This is a genomic window from uncultured Roseibium sp. (assembly GCF_947499295.1).
GTDB lineage: Bacteria > Pseudomonadota > Alphaproteobacteria > Rhizobiales > Stappiaceae > Roseibium.
Genome location: NZ_CANMNP010000018.1, coordinates 48,167 through 63,765 on the forward strand (window position 1 = coordinate 48,167; position 15,599 = coordinate 63,765).

The 15,599-nt window shown below is 57.1% G+C and carries 13 protein-coding genes; all 13 read left to right on the forward strand.

Going from position 1 to position 15,599, the window contains the following annotated elements:
• Positions 1-42 precede the first annotated feature (42 nt).
• Positions 43-1,089, forward strand: coding sequence for a GTPase ObgE (obgE, locus tag Q0835_RS23620; RefSeq protein ID WP_298964869.1), 1,047 nt, complete (start codon positions 43-45; stop codon positions 1,087-1,089).
• Positions 1,089-2,222, forward strand: a complete 1,134-nt coding sequence (gene proB, locus Q0835_RS23625; RefSeq protein ID WP_298964871.1) for a glutamate 5-kinase — start codon at positions 1,089-1,091, stop codon at positions 2,220-2,222. Before obgE ends, proB begins: the two co-directional genes overlap by 1 nt.
• 50 nt (positions 2,223-2,272) lie before the next feature.
• Positions 2,273-3,553, forward strand: coding sequence for a glutamate-5-semialdehyde dehydrogenase (locus Q0835_RS23630; protein WP_298964874.1), 1,281 nt, complete (start codon positions 2,273-2,275; stop codon positions 3,551-3,553).
• 10 nt (positions 3,554-3,563) lie between these two features.
• A complete protein-coding gene (locus Q0835_RS23635) occupies positions 3,564-4,202 on the forward strand; it encodes a nicotinate-nucleotide adenylyltransferase (RefSeq protein ID WP_298817736.1) in 639 nt (212 codons plus the stop codon).
• A gap of 229 nt (positions 4,203-4,431) precedes the next feature.
• Complete coding sequence (gene rsfS, locus Q0835_RS23640) at positions 4,432-4,815, forward strand: ribosome silencing factor (RefSeq protein ID WP_298817939.1); 384 nt, start codon at positions 4,432-4,434, stop codon at positions 4,813-4,815.
• Positions 4,816-4,912: 97 nt separating this feature from the next.
• Positions 4,913-5,395, forward strand: a complete 483-nt coding sequence (rlmH, locus tag Q0835_RS23645) for a 23S rRNA (pseudouridine(1915)-N(3))-methyltransferase RlmH (RefSeq protein ID WP_298964877.1) — start codon at positions 4,913-4,915, stop codon at positions 5,393-5,395.
• Between the two features lie 31 nt (positions 5,396-5,426).
• Complete coding sequence (locus Q0835_RS23650; protein ID WP_298964879.1) at positions 5,427-5,924, forward strand: GNAT family N-acetyltransferase; 498 nt, start codon at positions 5,427-5,429, stop codon at positions 5,922-5,924.
• 297 nt (positions 5,925-6,221) lie between these two features.
• Positions 6,222-7,571: a peptidoglycan DD-metalloendopeptidase family protein gene (locus Q0835_RS23655; RefSeq protein ID WP_298964881.1), complete on the forward strand. Its 1,350-nt coding sequence runs from the start codon at positions 6,222-6,224 to the stop codon at positions 7,569-7,571.
• Positions 7,568-8,896 (forward strand): S41 family peptidase, encoded by a 1,329-nt coding sequence (locus Q0835_RS23660; protein WP_298817746.1) that lies wholly within the window; start codon positions 7,568-7,570, stop codon positions 8,894-8,896. The genes Q0835_RS23655 and Q0835_RS23660 overlap by 4 nt, the downstream gene beginning before the upstream one ends.
• A 124-nt stretch (positions 8,897-9,020) precedes the next feature.
• The gene (locus Q0835_RS23665; protein WP_298964883.1) at positions 9,021-10,166 is read left to right on the forward strand and encodes a divergent polysaccharide deacetylase family protein; all 1,146 of its coding nucleotides are present in this window, start codon (positions 9,021-9,023) and stop codon (positions 10,164-10,166) included.
• A gap of 83 nt (positions 10,167-10,249) precedes the next feature.
• Positions 10,250-10,780, forward strand: a complete 531-nt coding sequence (locus tag Q0835_RS23670) for an RNA pyrophosphohydrolase (RefSeq protein ID WP_298964886.1) — start codon at positions 10,250-10,252, stop codon at positions 10,778-10,780.
• A 321-nt stretch (positions 10,781-11,101) separates the two neighbouring features.
• Positions 11,102-12,778 carry an NAD(P)H-dependent oxidoreductase subunit E gene (locus Q0835_RS23675; RefSeq protein ID WP_298964889.1) on the forward strand — a complete coding sequence of 559 codons (1,677 nt, stop codon included), beginning with the start codon at positions 11,102-11,104 and terminating at the stop codon, positions 12,776-12,778.
• The gene (fdhF, locus tag Q0835_RS23680; RefSeq protein WP_298964892.1) at positions 12,775-15,543 is read left to right on the forward strand and encodes a formate dehydrogenase subunit alpha; all 2,769 of its coding nucleotides are present in this window, start codon (positions 12,775-12,777) and stop codon (positions 15,541-15,543) included. Before Q0835_RS23675 ends, fdhF begins: the two co-directional genes overlap by 4 nt.
• Positions 15,544-15,599: the final 56 nt, after the last annotated feature.

A 15,599-nucleotide genomic window follows, 5' to 3' on the forward strand; every position in this document is an offset into this window, starting at 1 on the left:
AGGACCAGGGCCTGACAGCAGGACAAGAACAAAGAGAAGAAAATGAAATTCCTCGATCAGGCCAAGATTTATGTGCGTTCCGGAAACGGCGGAGCCGGCTGCGTGTCGTTTCGCCGTGAGAAATATATCGAATATGGAGGTCCTGACGGCGGAGACGGCGGAAAGGGCGGCGACGTGATCGTTGAGTGTGTTGATGGTCTCAATACCCTGATCGACTATCGCTACAAACAGCATTTCAAAGCCGGGACGGGCATTCATGGCATGGGCCGTAACCGGACAGGTGCCCATGGTGATGACGTTGTCCTGAAAGTGCCGGTCGGCACCCAGATCCTTGAAGAGGACAACGAAACGCTGATCGCCGACCTGACTGAGCTGGGCCAGCGTGTTCTTCTGATGAAGGGTGGCAATGGCGGCTTCGGCAATGCGCATTTCAAATCGTCCGTAAACCAGGCACCGCGCCGCGCAAATCCCGGTCTGGAAGGCGAGGAGAAATGGATCTGGCTGCGTCTCAAGCTGATTGCAGATGCAGGGCTGGTCGGTCTGCCGAATGCCGGAAAATCCACTTTCCTGGCTACAGTCTCGGCCGCCAAGCCGAAAATCGCCGACTATCCGTTCACCACCCTTCATCCCAATCTCGGCATCGTCCAGATAGATGGGCACAGTTTTGCAATGGCAGATATTCCGGGCCTGATCGAAGGTGCGCATGAAGGCACGGGCCTTGGGGACCGGTTTCTTGGCCATGTCGAACGCACGCGGGTTCTGTTGCACCTCGTTGACGGGTCGGGTGAAGATGACCCCGGTGAGGCTTACCGTGTCGTGCGCGGTGAACTTGAGGCATATGGCGCAGGGCTCATGGACAAGCCGGAGATCGTCGCCTTGTCGAAATGCGACGCGCTTACGGAAGACCTGATTACAGAAAGGTCGGCGAGCCTGGAGGCTGCCTGTGGCCAAAAGCCATTGGTGCTGTCATCAGCAAGCGGCCAGAATGTCGATCGGGCCTTGCGCATGATCGTGCGTGCAATCGACAAGGACAAGGAAGATGCCGCCAATCAGGTGCCTTCGCCTGAACAGGAGGGCTGGCACCCCTGATGTCCAGAAGCCTGAAATCCTTCAATCGGATCGTCGTCAAGATCGGGTCCGCCCTGCTGGTTGATCAGGGCGAGTTGAAACGGGCGTGGCTCGACGCGCTTGTGTCAGACATTGTGTCATTGTCCGATGCAGGCGCAGACGTCCTGATCGTCTCTTCAGGCTCGATTGCGCTTGGCCGTGGTGTCCTAGGGTTGCCGACGGGGCCATTGAAGCTTGAAGAAAGCCAGGCAGCTGCGGCTGCTGGACAAATTGCGCTTGCGCAGGCCTATGCAGATGCACTCGGCATGCATGGTAAAAAAGCTGGACAGATCCTGTTGACGCTCGGCGACACGGAGGAGCGCAGGCGGTACCTGAACGCGCGCGCCACCATCGGCATGCTGCTGAAGATGGGAGCTGTACCGATCGTCAACGAGAATGATTCTGTCGCGACCTCGGAAATTCGATATGGCGACAATGACAGGTTGGCCGCACGCGTTGCCACCATGGCCAGCGCCGATTGTCTCGTGCTCTTGTCAGATATCGACGGGCTCTATACCGCGCCACCAAATGAAGATCCTGACGCTGTCTTCCTGCCGGAAGTGCCGCGTATTACCCGCGAGATCGAGGCCATGGCGGGCAGTGCCGGATCAGAACTCTCCCGAGGGGGAATGAAGACCAAAATCGATGCGGGCAAGATCGCGACGGCGGCCGGAACCACAATGATCATTACGTCCGGCAAGGAACTCAATCCATTGAAGCGCTTGGCTGACGGCGGGCGGGGAACATGGTTCCCGGCTCTTGGTTCACCCGCAAGCGCCCGCAAGGCCTGGATCGGGGGGCACCTGGAGCCACGTGGACGGATTACGTTGGATGAAGGTGCGGTTCAGGCGATGAAATCCGGCAAAAGCCTGCTGCCCGCGGGTGTTTCATCCGTGTCGGGTGCTTTTACGCGCGGGGATGCCGTAATCGTTGAGACACTGCAGGGGCGCATCATTGGCCGTGGGCTGATCGCATATGACGCGGATGAAGCAAGACTGATTGCTGGACGAAACAGCCGCGAGATCGAAGCTATTGTCGGATACCCGGGCCGTGCGGAAATGATCCACCGAGATGATCTTGTGCTGGATGATGTCTTTTTGCACGGAACAGGCTAAAAAGTCACAAAACGGGCGGTCTGGAAACCGCAATTTGGGAGTTTGGAAGAATGTTGGAAGCGGTCGAAGCAATGACGACTGAGGATCTGATGGCGGAGATCGGGCAGCGTGCCCGCACCGCCGGGCATGTCCTGGCGACCGCACCAGCTGATCAGAAAAACGATGCGCTGCGCAAAATGGCAGTGGCAGTTCGGCAGGCTGCGCCAGACATTCTCGTCGGCAACAAGCTGGATGTCGACGCCATGACAGCAAATGGTCAAACGGCGGCGTTTCTCGATCGCGGTACACTGACACTCGAGCGCATCGAGGCCATTGCCGCCGCGCTGGAAGACATCGTTGCACTCGACGATCCGGTGGGCAGCGTCATGGCGGCATGGGAGCGGCCCAACGGGCTGAAGATCGAACGGGTTCGCACGCCTCTTGGTGTGATTGGCGTCATTTATGAAAGCCGTCCCAATGTGACGGCCGACGCCGGCGCACTTTGTCTGAAAGCCGGAAATGCTGTGGTTCTTCGTGGTGGTTCGGACACGATTCACTCCAACAGGGCCATCCACGCAGCACTGCAAAAGGGTCTTTCCGCCGCAGGACTGCCGGAAGATTCGATCCAGATCGTGCCGGTCACTGATCGGGCCGCTGTCGGTGAGATGTTGCGCGGTCTTGGTGGCAACCTTGATGTGATTGTTCCGCGCGGCGGCCGAAGCCTGGTTGAGCGTGTGCAGACCGAAGCGCGGGTACCGGTCTTCGCTCATCTGGAAGGCCTTGTTCACATCTTTCTCGACAAATCGGCGGATCTTGAGAAATCGCTGGACATAGTCGTCAATTCAAAGCTGCGCCGCACCGGCATCTGCGGTTCGCTAGAGACGCTTCTGGTGCATGAAGGTGTCGCAAACAGCCAAATGCCTCAGATCGTCAAGGCACTTCAGGAAAAAGGGTGCGAAATTCGAGGCGACGACCGGGTGCGTGACATTTGCGAAGGTGTCGTGCCGGTCAGTGAAGAAGACTGGTCGACTGAATATCTGGACAAAATCCTGTCGGTAAGGGTTGTGCCGGATCTGGATGCGGCGATGTCTCATATCAACCGGTATGGGTCCAGCCACACCGATTGTATCCTGTCTGAAGATCAGGCCGCCGCGGACCGTTTCCAGAGCGAAGTTGATTCCGCGATTGTTCTGCACAACGCCTCGACGCAATTTGCTGACGGTGGCGAGTTCGGCATGGGCGCTGAAATTGGCATTGCGACAGGCCGCATGCACGCGCGGGGCCCGGTTGGCGTCGAGCAACTCACCAGCTTCAAATACAAGGTTCGTGGTACGGGTCAGACCCGCCCATGAGACTTTGCGCATGAGTGAAGGAAATCCGGTCTCAGAACTCGACTGGACGTGGTTGAAGTTGCCTCACGTCGAAGCCGGCAATCGCATCGGCATATTCGGTGGATCCTTCAACCCTCCCCATTCAGGGCACCGTTTGGTTGCGATCACCGCATTGAAAAGGCTCGGTCTTGATCAGATCTGGTGGCTGGTGACGCCAGGAAACCCTCTAAAGAGCCATTCAGATCTGGCACCGCTTGATTTGCGGCTTCGTGAGACAAGGGCGCTTGCGGATCATCCGCGCATGAAAGTGACTGCTTTTGAAAAGGTGCTTGGATCTCCCTACACGGCCAAAACCGTCATGTCGCTAAGGGTGATGAGGCCGTCAGTACGATTCGTTTGGGTCATGGGTGCTGACAATCTTGCAAGCTTTCATCACTGGCAGGACTGGCGTGCAATCGTTGGTTCTGTTCCAATCGCGGTGGTTGACCGGCCCGGTGCTTCGTTATCCATGATGTCCGCACCGATGGCAAAAGCCTTTGAAAAATATAGACTTCCGGAGGAGCAAGCCGCAATGCTTCCGGACTTGCAGCCACCGGTCTGGACCTTCTTGCATTCGCCTCTCGACCGGACTTCATCCACGGATCTGAGGTTGACGAAAATCGGAGTGTGACTGGCAATTCTGCCAAGAAAACCAGCTTGTCTTGAAAATGCCAAAAGGGAAGCGGTATTATAGGGTCGGTCGCGATGAACGCGGCCGAGGTACGGTCAACCGGCCCTGTCTCCAAAACGGGTGACGTACGAAGCCGACACTATCGGTTCGTGACGACGTTGGGAACAAGGCGGACAAACGGCGAAAGGCACTACATCTGACCATGACCTTTGACAGTGAGCGGGCAACCATGTCCACTCCTCTGAAGGCTTCCGTAAGCAAAGATCTTGCGGCAGACCTCCTCGATACGGTCCTCACCAGTCTTGACGATTCCAAAGCTGAGGACGTCGTTACTCTAGACATCGCAGGAAAAAGCTCCCTGGCAGATCACATGGTGATCGTGTCCGGACGCTCTCATCGACATGTGGGTGCGATCGCGGATCATCTGCTCAAGGACCTGAAATCGGCTGGCGCACGCACCTCAACGGTTGAAGGCCAGACGACATGCGATTGGGTGCTGATTGATGCGGGCGATGTGATAGTTCACATTTTCCGTCCGGAAGTGCGCAGCTTCTACAATTTGGAGAAGATGTGGGCGCCGGAGTCGGACGACGCGCCGCAATATATCGGCTGACATACGGATATGAAGTCCTGACTTGACCCGCTGTTGAGCCTGGACTTCCCAATGCCGATGAGGTTTTAACCGGAAACTTGGTTCCGGCGAGGAATTTATGCGCTTTACGCTTTCCTGCATTGGCCGGATGAAGGCCGGTGCGGACAAAGACCTTTTGGACCGATATCTGGACCGTGCTCGCAAATCCGGACGAAGTCTGGGTATTACCGGGCTCTCTCTCTCAGAATTTCCCGAAAGCCGCGCGCAGCGGCCCGAAGACCGCAAGGCAGAAGAGGCAAAGGTCATCCAGCAATCGCTGCCGCCGCGTGCCCGTCTGATTGTTCTCGATGAGCATGGCAAGAACCTGTCCAGTCCGGCTTTCAGTCAAAAGCTTGAAGACTGGAAGAACGAGGGCATTTCAGAAGTTGTCTTTGCAGTTGGTGGAGCTGACGGGCATGGTCAGGAGCTTCTGAACCGGGCAGACCTGAAACTGGCACTGGGTGCCATGACTTGGCCGCACCAGATCGCACGGATCCTGCTTGCAGAGCAGATTTACCGGGCCATAACCATACAGGCCGGACATCCCTATCATCGGATTTGAGCCGCACATGTCTTTCAGGAGTTTGGGCAATATGCCACCAATTCTGACCACCGAGCGTTTGACGTTGCGCGCGATGAAAATGGACGATTGGCCGAACTACGAGCAATTGATGCTGTCTGATCGATCCCGGTTCATGGGTGGACCGTTCGACCGCTTTAATGCCTGGGGGCTGTTCTGTCAGGATGTCGCCCAGTGGCAGCTGATGGATCACGGTGCACTAATGATCGACGACAGTCATACGGGTGAGTGTCTGGGCCAGGTTGGTATCAATAACGGACCACTCTTTCCCGAACATGAGCTTGGCTGGTTCGTTTATGCGCACGCGGAAGGCCGGGGAATTGCGTTTGAAGCCGCATGTGCTTTTCGCGACTGGGCGAAAAATCAGCGCTGTCTGCCGGGTTTGGTGAGTTATATGGACCCTGAAAACAAACGCTCCGCCAGTCTTGCAATGCGCATGGGTGCCACACTGGACATTCAAGCACCGCGACCTGATCCACAGGATATCGTTTATCGCCATTTTGGCGGTTAGGACCTAAATTGGGGAGTACGGATTCCATGCCGCCGGGTTCGGCGGGCATTGCCGAGCGTTCGAAATGGCGGAAATCTTGGCTTCTGCCCGTATCTCGCCGCATTCGGCGATTATCGCTCAACGATTACCGGACAAACAAGGTTACGCGATATACCGGTGGAAGGTGCCGTTAGTGAACTCTTTATTAGGGTAAACGGTTCGTTAACGCAGACTGTGTATCGCTGAATAAGATAACCTTTTGGGAGCTTAGGCAGGTTGTTACCGGATCGCATCAGTATTGCGAGACCTGGACTTGAGATGCGGATAGTCAAGCGACCGCTCTTGAGCTGCCTGCTTGCGGCTACACTGGCGCTGCCCGCAAACGGGCTGGCGACGGAAAGCGTGGACGAAAGTTCGCAGGAGCAGACCGAACTCGCCCCGGAAGTGAACGCAGCTCTGGAGCGAAAGAAACAGCGCGAGCAGGAACTGGCTGCACTCTCTCGTGACATTGGCGTCTCAACTGATAGGCAGGCCGCCATTGCGCGCGAAATCAGGGCGCTTGATCGGGATCGTGAAACGCTGAATGCAAAAATCATCAGCACCTCCGATACGATCAAAGGGCTCGAAACCGAGTTGACGGCGACGGAACGCCGGTTGCGTGCGCTCGGCGAGAACGAAGACGCGGTCCGGCTGTCGTTGATTGCGCGGCGGGATATCCTGGCTGAGGTTCTTGCGGCCTTGCAGCGAATTGGCAAACGGCCTCCGCCTGCGCTTGCCGTGCGGCCGAGCGATGCTCTTTCTGCTGTGCGTAGCGCGATATTGTTGAACGCCGTTATGCCCGAACTGAAGGTCGAAACCGAGGCACTTGCCGCCGACCTTGAAGAATTGCATCGGCTGAAGACGGTTATTGCGGATGAAAAGAACCGCCTGCGCGGTGACGCCATGCGACTGGCTGAAGAAAGATCGCGTCTGGAATTGTTGCTGAGCGCAAAGCGGCAGGAGCATCAAAAATCGGTGCGCGTTCTGGAAGAAGAACAAAGGCGTGCGGAAGAACTGGCAAACAAAGCCGGGTCCTTGCAGGAACTGATCGCAAGCCTGGAAGCCGAAATCGAGAGCGCGCGCGAGGCAGCGGAAAAGTCGCGTCAGGCCGCTTTGGAAGCAAAACAACAGGATTCGCGGAAATTTGATCCGTTCTCTGACCCTGGCCGACTTGCGCCGGCAATCGCATTTGATGATGCTGTCGGTCAGTTGCCGCAACCGGTCGTCGGCACGATGTTGAAGGATTTCGGTGAAGAAGATGATTTTGGTGGGGAGACCGAAGGTCAATCTATCGCCACAAGGCCGGGCTCTAATGTAACCTCACCTGCAGACGGTTGGGTTGTTTATTCAGGTCCGTTCCGATCTTTCGGACAGCTCTTGATCCTGAATACAGGTGATGGCTACCATGTGCTCCTGGCCGGGATGGACCGGATAGATGCGGAATTGGGGCAGTTTGTTTTGACCGGGGAACCGGTTGGTGTGATGGGCGCAACCCAATGGGCGAGCGCTTCGACTTTCGGCTTGGGTTCGACCCAACCGATCCTATATGTTGAATTTCGAAAAGACGGCCGTGCGATAGACCCCAAACCCTGGTGGGCGCGCACAGAAGAGGAAAAGGCTCGCGGATGATACGGAAAGCTTCCTTGCTGGTTGTCGGCGCTCTGATGGGTGCTGTGGCAGTCACGACCATGTCCCAGATGCCGCTGAACGTTTCAGTGGCGGCCAATGCGGCCGCGACGGACACATATCGGCAGCTCAATCTGTTCGGTGACGTTTTCGAAAGAGTGCGCTCGGACTATGTGGAAGTGCCTGACGATGCGCAGCTGATCGAAAGCGCCATCAATGGGATGCTCACTTCACTCGACCCGCACTCCAGCTACATGTCTCCGAAAAGCTTCCGGGACATGCAGGTGCAGACCCGCGGTGAATTCGGTGGCCTTGGCATCGAAGTCACGATGGAAGAAGGTCTCGTGAAAGTGGTGTCGCCGATCGATGAGACGCCGGCCGCCAAAGCAGGTGTTCTTGCCGGTGACCTGATCACCTATATCGACGGCGAGCAGGTTCAGGGACTGACCTTGAACGAGGCAGTCGAAAAAATGCGCGGGCCGGTCAACACCGATATCGTTGTGACGATCCGCCGGAAAGGTGCCGCTGAACCGTTCGACATCACAATCACACGTGATGTCATCCGCATTCGCTCCGTTCGCTGGCGCGAAGAAGACGATGTCGGTTATGTGCGCGTCACGCAATTCAACGAGCAAACATTCGACGGTTTGAAGAAGGGCATCGAGCAGATGTCTGAAAGCATTGGTGAGGACAAGCTGAAAGGCTTCGTCATCGATTTGCGCAACAATCCGGGCGGATTGCTGGACCAGGCGATCGCTGTTTCCGACGCGTTCCTTGACCGTGGTGAAATTGTCTCTACACGTGGCCGTGAAGCAGATGAAACACAGCGCTACAATGCGCGTGCCGGCGATCTGACCACCGGCAAGCCTGTGATCATTCTGGTGAACGGTGGCTCCGCATCTGCATCCGAGATCGTGGCAGGTGCGCTTCAGGATCACCGTCGCGCCACTATTCTTGGCACCCGCTCCTTCGGCAAAGGGTCAGTGCAGACCATCATCCCGCTTGGTGCCAATGGCGCAATCCGCCTGACGACGGCCCGTTACTACACGCCGTCCGGCAACTCGATCCAGGCAAAGGGCATCGTCCCGGACATTGAAGCTCTACAGGAACTGCCGGAAGAGCTGGTAGGCCGCGTCGACACCAAGGGTGAGGCCGGTTTGCGTGGTCACCTGGAAGCCGACGGCGAAGAAGAAAGCGGCAGTCAGGCTTATGTGCCGGCAGATCCGGAAGACGACACACAGCTGAAACTTGCGCTGGATCTCCTGCGCGGCGTTCAGGTAGACAGCGCTTTCCCGCCTGTCTCAGACAGCGCCGCCGTCAAAAACTAATAAGTAACACGCGCTGGCAAGCCAGCGCGTGCCCTCCGTTTCGTTCTGCGTATCAAAACAACAATGATGACGCCGGTAGCTGGTGCGAGTCTCAGCCAGACCCGGTCAACGGGCTCAGGACGGTATGTCGAGCGAAGATCTCACAGCTCCCTTAGGCATGGGCAAACGGCGGCTCGTGAAGCTGCCGTTTGGCCTTATCGGTGTGGGTATCCTCAGTGTTGCGGTAACGACCATTGTGGTTTGGGTCGCTGTGGTGGACGATCCCATTGGGGGGGAGCCTGTCGCACTCCTGCCGCTTGACGCGGTCGTCGAGGGTGTCACGTCTCACGATATCGAAGTTGTCGAAATCCGACCGGGACTTACCGGCGATCTCGGCCCCAATCTGAGGCCTGAAACGAGCGAGGATCTCCTCGGTCCGCGTTATCAGATGATCGAACGCCCGGATGGACTGAGCCATGATGCTCCGGTTGCGAACCTCAATATCAATCCGGACAACCGGGTTTTTGAACGAACCGATTACGGTTTCCTTCCCAAGATCAGCGATGCCGGAGTGCGGCCGCTAGATGCTTATTCACGTCCCGTGGTGAGCGAATTCACGTCGATCCCGAAAATCGCAATTGTGTTGAACGGCATGGGTCTTAGCGAAACAGGAACGCAAAACGCGATCGACAGCCTTCCGGCGGACATAACTTTTGCCATGGCCCCTTACGGCGATGACCTTGACCTGTGGATGCAGCAGTCGCGCAGCAGAGGGCATGAGCTCTTGCTTCAATTGCCGCTGGAGCCGTTTGATTTCCCGGACAACGATCCTGGCCCCCACACGCTGCTGGTCAGTCTGAAACCTGCGGAAATGATGGACCGGTTGGCCTACCTCTTGACCCGCGCAACCAACTACGTCGGCATTATTCCGGAAATGGGTGCGCGTTTCACATCCACAAAGCCCTCCATGGACTATCTCATGGAGAAGCTTAAGTCCCGTGGTCTGATGTTTGTCGACAACGGATCGTCTTCGCGCAGCCTGGCACCTCAGGTGGCGGGTGATCAGCGCATACCCTATAGCGGTGTCGACGTTGTTCTGGACGAAGTCCCGCGGGACGATCACATCGATGCCAAGCTGCTTCAGCTTGAAAGTATTGCGCGCGCGCGGGGCGTCGCCGTGGCATCCGGATCCGCACTTCCTGTCACTGTCCGCCAGCTCAAAGAGTGGGTGCGGGACCTGGAACAACGCGGTTTGCAGTTGGTGCCGATCAGCGCGACCATTGATCGATAGAGCGTTTTGCAGGCATGGAACCTGATTACCAGGGTCCGATCTGATTGCTGCGCGAGTAATGTGTGTTTCCAATAGGTGATTTCGTGACAAAGATTGAACTTGGCCCCGGTTTTCCAGAACCCTCCGGAGGCTTTCCCTACCGCCCTTGCGTTGGTATCATGCTGATCAACAAGGACGGCATGGTCTGGATAGGCAGCCGCGACGATGGCGGAAGTTCCGCAAACTATGAATTCTCGTGGCAAATGCCTCAGGGCGGGATCGACAAGGGCGAAACCCCGGAACAGGCCGCCCGGCGTGAGCTCTTTGAGGAAACCTCCGTCACGACGATCAGCCTGCTTGAAGAAGCACCGGAATGGTTTTCCTATGACTATCCTCCGGAAGTGGTTCAACGGAGCCGGAAGGGCAAGTACAGAGGTCAGGCGCAGCGTTGGGTGGCTTATCGTTTCGAAGGGGGCGACGAGGAAATCAACATTCTGACACCTCCGGACGGACATTCAGCGGAATTCAGCAGTTGGCGCTGGGAACATGCAGCGCGGCTTCCCGGTCTGATTGTTCCGTTCAAGCGCCCGGTCTATGAACGCGTCGTTGCGGCATTCTCACATTTGACCAACTGAATAGTCTCCGGTCGATCCGGCCGTTCACTTGAAAGGACAGAGACCTTCGTGAACCGCGTCCTGCAGGGGCGAGGCGAAATCAGCTGTGACTAAAATTGTGCTGAGCATGCGATGAAGTCATCGTCAAAGCGTCAGCAATTGAAGTTCGTTTGACGTTTTTGAAACAGACAGGCCATAGACGCCTCGCTAACATCCCGCCGAATTGAGACGTTTTGAAGCAAAACCGCCTCGCGGATTTGAAATTTCAGGACGTAACCGACATATCCTGAAGCACACACCCGGTTGAGCCGGTATGCTGCGGAACACTTGGGAGGAACGCCAATGTCTTTCGGCAAGGGGCTTTCACGGAAGCCGTCCCAGCCAAAAGGGCGTCAGTTGGAAGATGCGGCCTTGAGCGAAGTCCAGACACTGCTGGGCGACGAACCGCGCCGCCCCGATCTGCTCATCGAGCACCTTCACAAAATCCAGGATGCTTTTGGCTGCCTGGAGGCCCGTCATTTGCGTGCATTGGCTGAAGAAATGCGGCTCTCCCAGGCCGAGATCTATGAAGTCGCCAGCTTCTATCATCATTTCGATATCGTCCGGGAAGGCGAAACCAAACCTGCTGCCTTGACCATTCGCGTCTGCGACAGCGTTGCATGCTCTCTCAAAGGGGCGGAGGCACTTGCCGGCGTCCTTGAAAGCGGGTTGGATCCGTCAAAGGTCCGAGTACAAAAAGTTCCGTGTATCGGCCGATGTGCGGGCGCACCCGCCGTGCAGGTCGGCAAGCGCGCCGTTGACAACGCCACCGAGATTTCCGTCCGCTCGGCCCTCTTCGAAGGTGAAACGTCACCTGAAATTTCCGACTATGTCGGTCTCGAGGAATACCGTGCACAAGGTGGTTACAAATTGCTGGACCGCGTTCGGGCCGGTGACCTTGATGCCGCCGCTATTGCCGACAAGGCTCTCGAAGCGGGCCTCCGAGGGCTCGGCGGTGCTGGATTTCCGACGGGCACGAAGTGGAAAATCGTCAACGATCTGCCCGGACCGAAATATCTGACGATCAATGGTGACGAAGGCGAACCGGGTACGTTCAAGGATCGTCATCATCTTGAACGCGATCCCCATCGACTTCTGGAAGGTGCCCTGATCGCAGCACACGCGATATCAGCGGATCGCGTCTATCTCTATATGCGCGATGAGTATCCGGCAGTTCTTGAAATTCTGAAGACGGAAATTGCTGCACTGAACGACGCTGGCATCATCACCACAATCGGGATCGAGTTGAGACGCGGTGCCGGTGCATATATTTGCGGTGAAGAAAGTGCGATGATCGAGTCCATCGAAGGCAAGCGTGGCCTTCCGCGCCACCGTCCACCTTTCATCGCGCAGGTTGGCCTCTTCGGTCGACCGACACTGAATCACAATGTCGAGACGCTCTATTGGATTCGGGACATTATCGAAAAGGGGCCCGACTGGTTTGCGTCGCAGGGACGGCGGGACAAAAAGGGCTTCCGGTCCTTCTCAGTCTCAGGCCGAGTTCGCGACCCGGGTGTCAAGCTCGCGCCCGCCGGTATTACAATGAACGAGCTGCTGGAAGAATTTTCCGGCGGCATGGAAGAGGGGCACATCTTCAAAGGATATCTGCCGGGCGGCGCTTCAGGTGGTATTCTACCGGCGTCGCTTGCCGATGAACCTCTGGATTTCGGCACGCTCGACAAGCACGGTTGCTTTATCGGAAGTCATGCAATCGTGGTCTTCTCCGATCAGGACGATATGCGCGATGTCGCGCTGAACCTGATGCGTTTCTTCAAGCACGAAAGTTGCGGCCAATGTACGCCGTGCCGCTCCGGAACCGAAAAGATGGAGCAGCTGCTTTCGGATGAAGATTGGGACAAAGGCAAGATTGCGGACCTTGATGAAGTCATGCGCACTGCATCGATCTGCGGTCTCGGCCAGGCGGCCAGCAATCCGGTCGCGTCGGTGCTTAAATTCTTCCCTGAGGAGTTTGACAAATGAACCAGGTCACATTCTCTCTCGACGGCAAGACCGTAACGGCGGAAGACGGTGAAACCATCTGGCAGGTTGCCAAGCGCGAAGGTGTCGCCATCCCGCATCTGTGCCACAAGGATGCGCCGGGCTACCGCTCCGACGGCAATTGCCGTGCATGCATGGTGGATATCGAAGGCGAACGAGTGCTCGCGGCTTCTTGCATCCGCACACCCGCAGAAGGAATGGTTGTCAACACTGAGACCGAGCGTGCCTCAAAGGCGCGCGAAATGGTGTTTGAGCTTCTTGCCTCCGATCAGCCGGGTCGCGACAATCATCCCGACCCGCAAAGTGATTTCTGGAAGTGGTCGGATGCCATTGGTGTTTCCACCAGCAGGTTCGCAGCCGGCGCCAAGCCGGATCAGGACGTTTCGCACCCCGCAATCGCAGTCAATCTCGACGCCTGCATCGCATGCAATCTGTGTGAAAGGGCCTGCCGCGAAGTGCAGGTCAATGACGTGATCGGGATGGCTGACCGCGGATCTCACACAATGCCGGTGTTCGATCTCGCCGATCCGATGGGCATCTCCACCTGTGTCGCCTGCGGTGAATGCGTTTCCGCGTGCCCAACCGGGGCCTTGATGGAAAAAAGCCTCCTGGACGAAACGGCGACCAAACGCGAGATTTTCGCGGAAGAAACGGTCGACAGTGTTTGTCCGTTCTGCGGTGTGGGTTGCCTGACGTCGGTCTCGGTCGCCGATGGCCGGATTGTCAGTGTTGAAGGTCGCAACGGACCAGCCAACGAGAACAGGCTCTGCGTCAAGGGTCGTTTCGGCTTTGACTATGTCTCCAGCCCGGAGCGTCTTACCAAGCCGCTTATCCGCCGGGACGATGCGCCCAAGCGCGGCGACATCTCCATGACGCTCGAGAACCATCTCGATTTCTTCCGTGAAGCAACCTGGGAAGAAGCCCTTGAAAAGGCTGCCGGTGGCCTCAAGGCAAGCTTCGAGGCAAAGGGCGGTGCAGGTGTTGCCGGTTTCGGGTCCGCCAAGGGCTCGAATGAAGAAGCTTACCTGTTCCAGAAACTGATCCGGCAGGGCTTTCAGACCAACAACGTTGACCATTGCACGCGACTTTGCCACGCATCATCGGTGGCAGCGCTCATGGAAGGGATCGGTTCCGGTGCCGTCACAGCGCCTTTCAACGCCGCGGAAGATGCCGATTGCATGATCGTCATCGGTGCAAGGCCGGAACAAAACCATCCTGTCGCGGCAACCTATATCAAGCAGGCCGCCAAGAACGGTACAAAACTTATCGTCATGGACCCACGCGGCCAGGGCCTCATGCGGCACGCTGACTACGGTTTGAAGTTCAAACCGGGTACGGATGTCGCGATGCTGAATGCGATCCTCAACGTGATCATCACAGAGGAACTATACGACAGTCAGTACATCGCAGCTCACGTTGACGGCTTCGAAACGCTGAAGGAAAAAATCCGAGACTTCACGCCCGAGGCTATGGAGCCTGTCTGTGGTATCGAGGCCGATACTCTTCGTGACGTTGCGCGCCTCTATGCAACCAGCGCCAAATCGATCATCTACTGGGGAATGGGCGTTTCGCAACATGTTCACGGAACAGACAACGTCCGTTGCCTGATTGCCATGGCGCTGACCACAGGACAGATCGGCCGGAAAGGTACCGGCTTGCATCCCTTGCGAGGACAGAACAACGTTCAAGGGGCCTCGGATGCTGGCCTGATCCCGATGGTTTTCCCGGACTACCGGTCCGTGGAGAGTGCGGATATCCGGTCGGAATTCGAAGATGCCTGGGGACGCACGTTGGATCCCGTCAGGGGTTTGACAGTCGTTGAGATCATGAATGACATTCTCTCTGGTGGCATCGAGGCGATGTATATCCAGGGCGAAAATCCTGCAATGTCGGATCCCGATCAAAGTCATGCCCGCAAAGCGCTTGCAAGCCTGAAGCATCTTGTGGTTCAGGACATTTTCCTGACCGAAACCGCCTGGCACGCTGATGTCATTTTGCCCGCATCCGCACATGCGGAAAAGCTCGGTACCTACACCAACACCAACCGCCAGGTGCAGATCGGTCGACCTTGTGTTCCAATGCCGGGTGAAGCGCGTGAAGACTGGACAATCCTGATCGACATAGCCAATCGGCTCGGACTTGACTGGTCCTACGACGGGGTTCCGGCCATCTACGAGGAAATGCGCTCGCACATGGCCTCGCTCAAGAACATTTCCTGGGAGCGGCTTGAGCGCGAAGGCACGGTGACCTATCCCGCAGATGCGCCTGATGTGCCTGGCAACGAAATCCTGTTCGGACAGTCTTTCCCAACGGCTGACGGACGCGGAAAAATCGTTCCAACCGATCTGGTGCCGCCGGACGAATTGCCCGATGACGATTTCCCGCTGGTGCTGACGACGGGCCGAATGCTGGAGCATTGGCACACGGGCGCCATGACCCGGCGGGCGGCGGTTCTCGACGCGATCGAGCCTGAGCCCGTGGTTTCCATGAACCCCCGCGACATCAAACTGGCAGGATTGGACATTGGGCAGCAGGTGACCGTCGAGACGCGCCGTGGGGCAATCACGCTGACTTTGCGTGCTGATCGGGACGTATCAGCAGGGATGCTGTTCGTACCATTTTGTTTCTTTGAAGCGCCGGCCAACTTCCTGACCAACCCGCAGCTTGACCCGTTTGGAAAGATTCCCGAATTCAAATTCTGTGCGGCGCGTATCGGTCCGGCACAACATCAAGAAGCTGCCGAATAGCGGTGCGCGCACTCTAGCCAATCGTTGGCTGGAGGTGCAGGCTACACGCCCGGAAC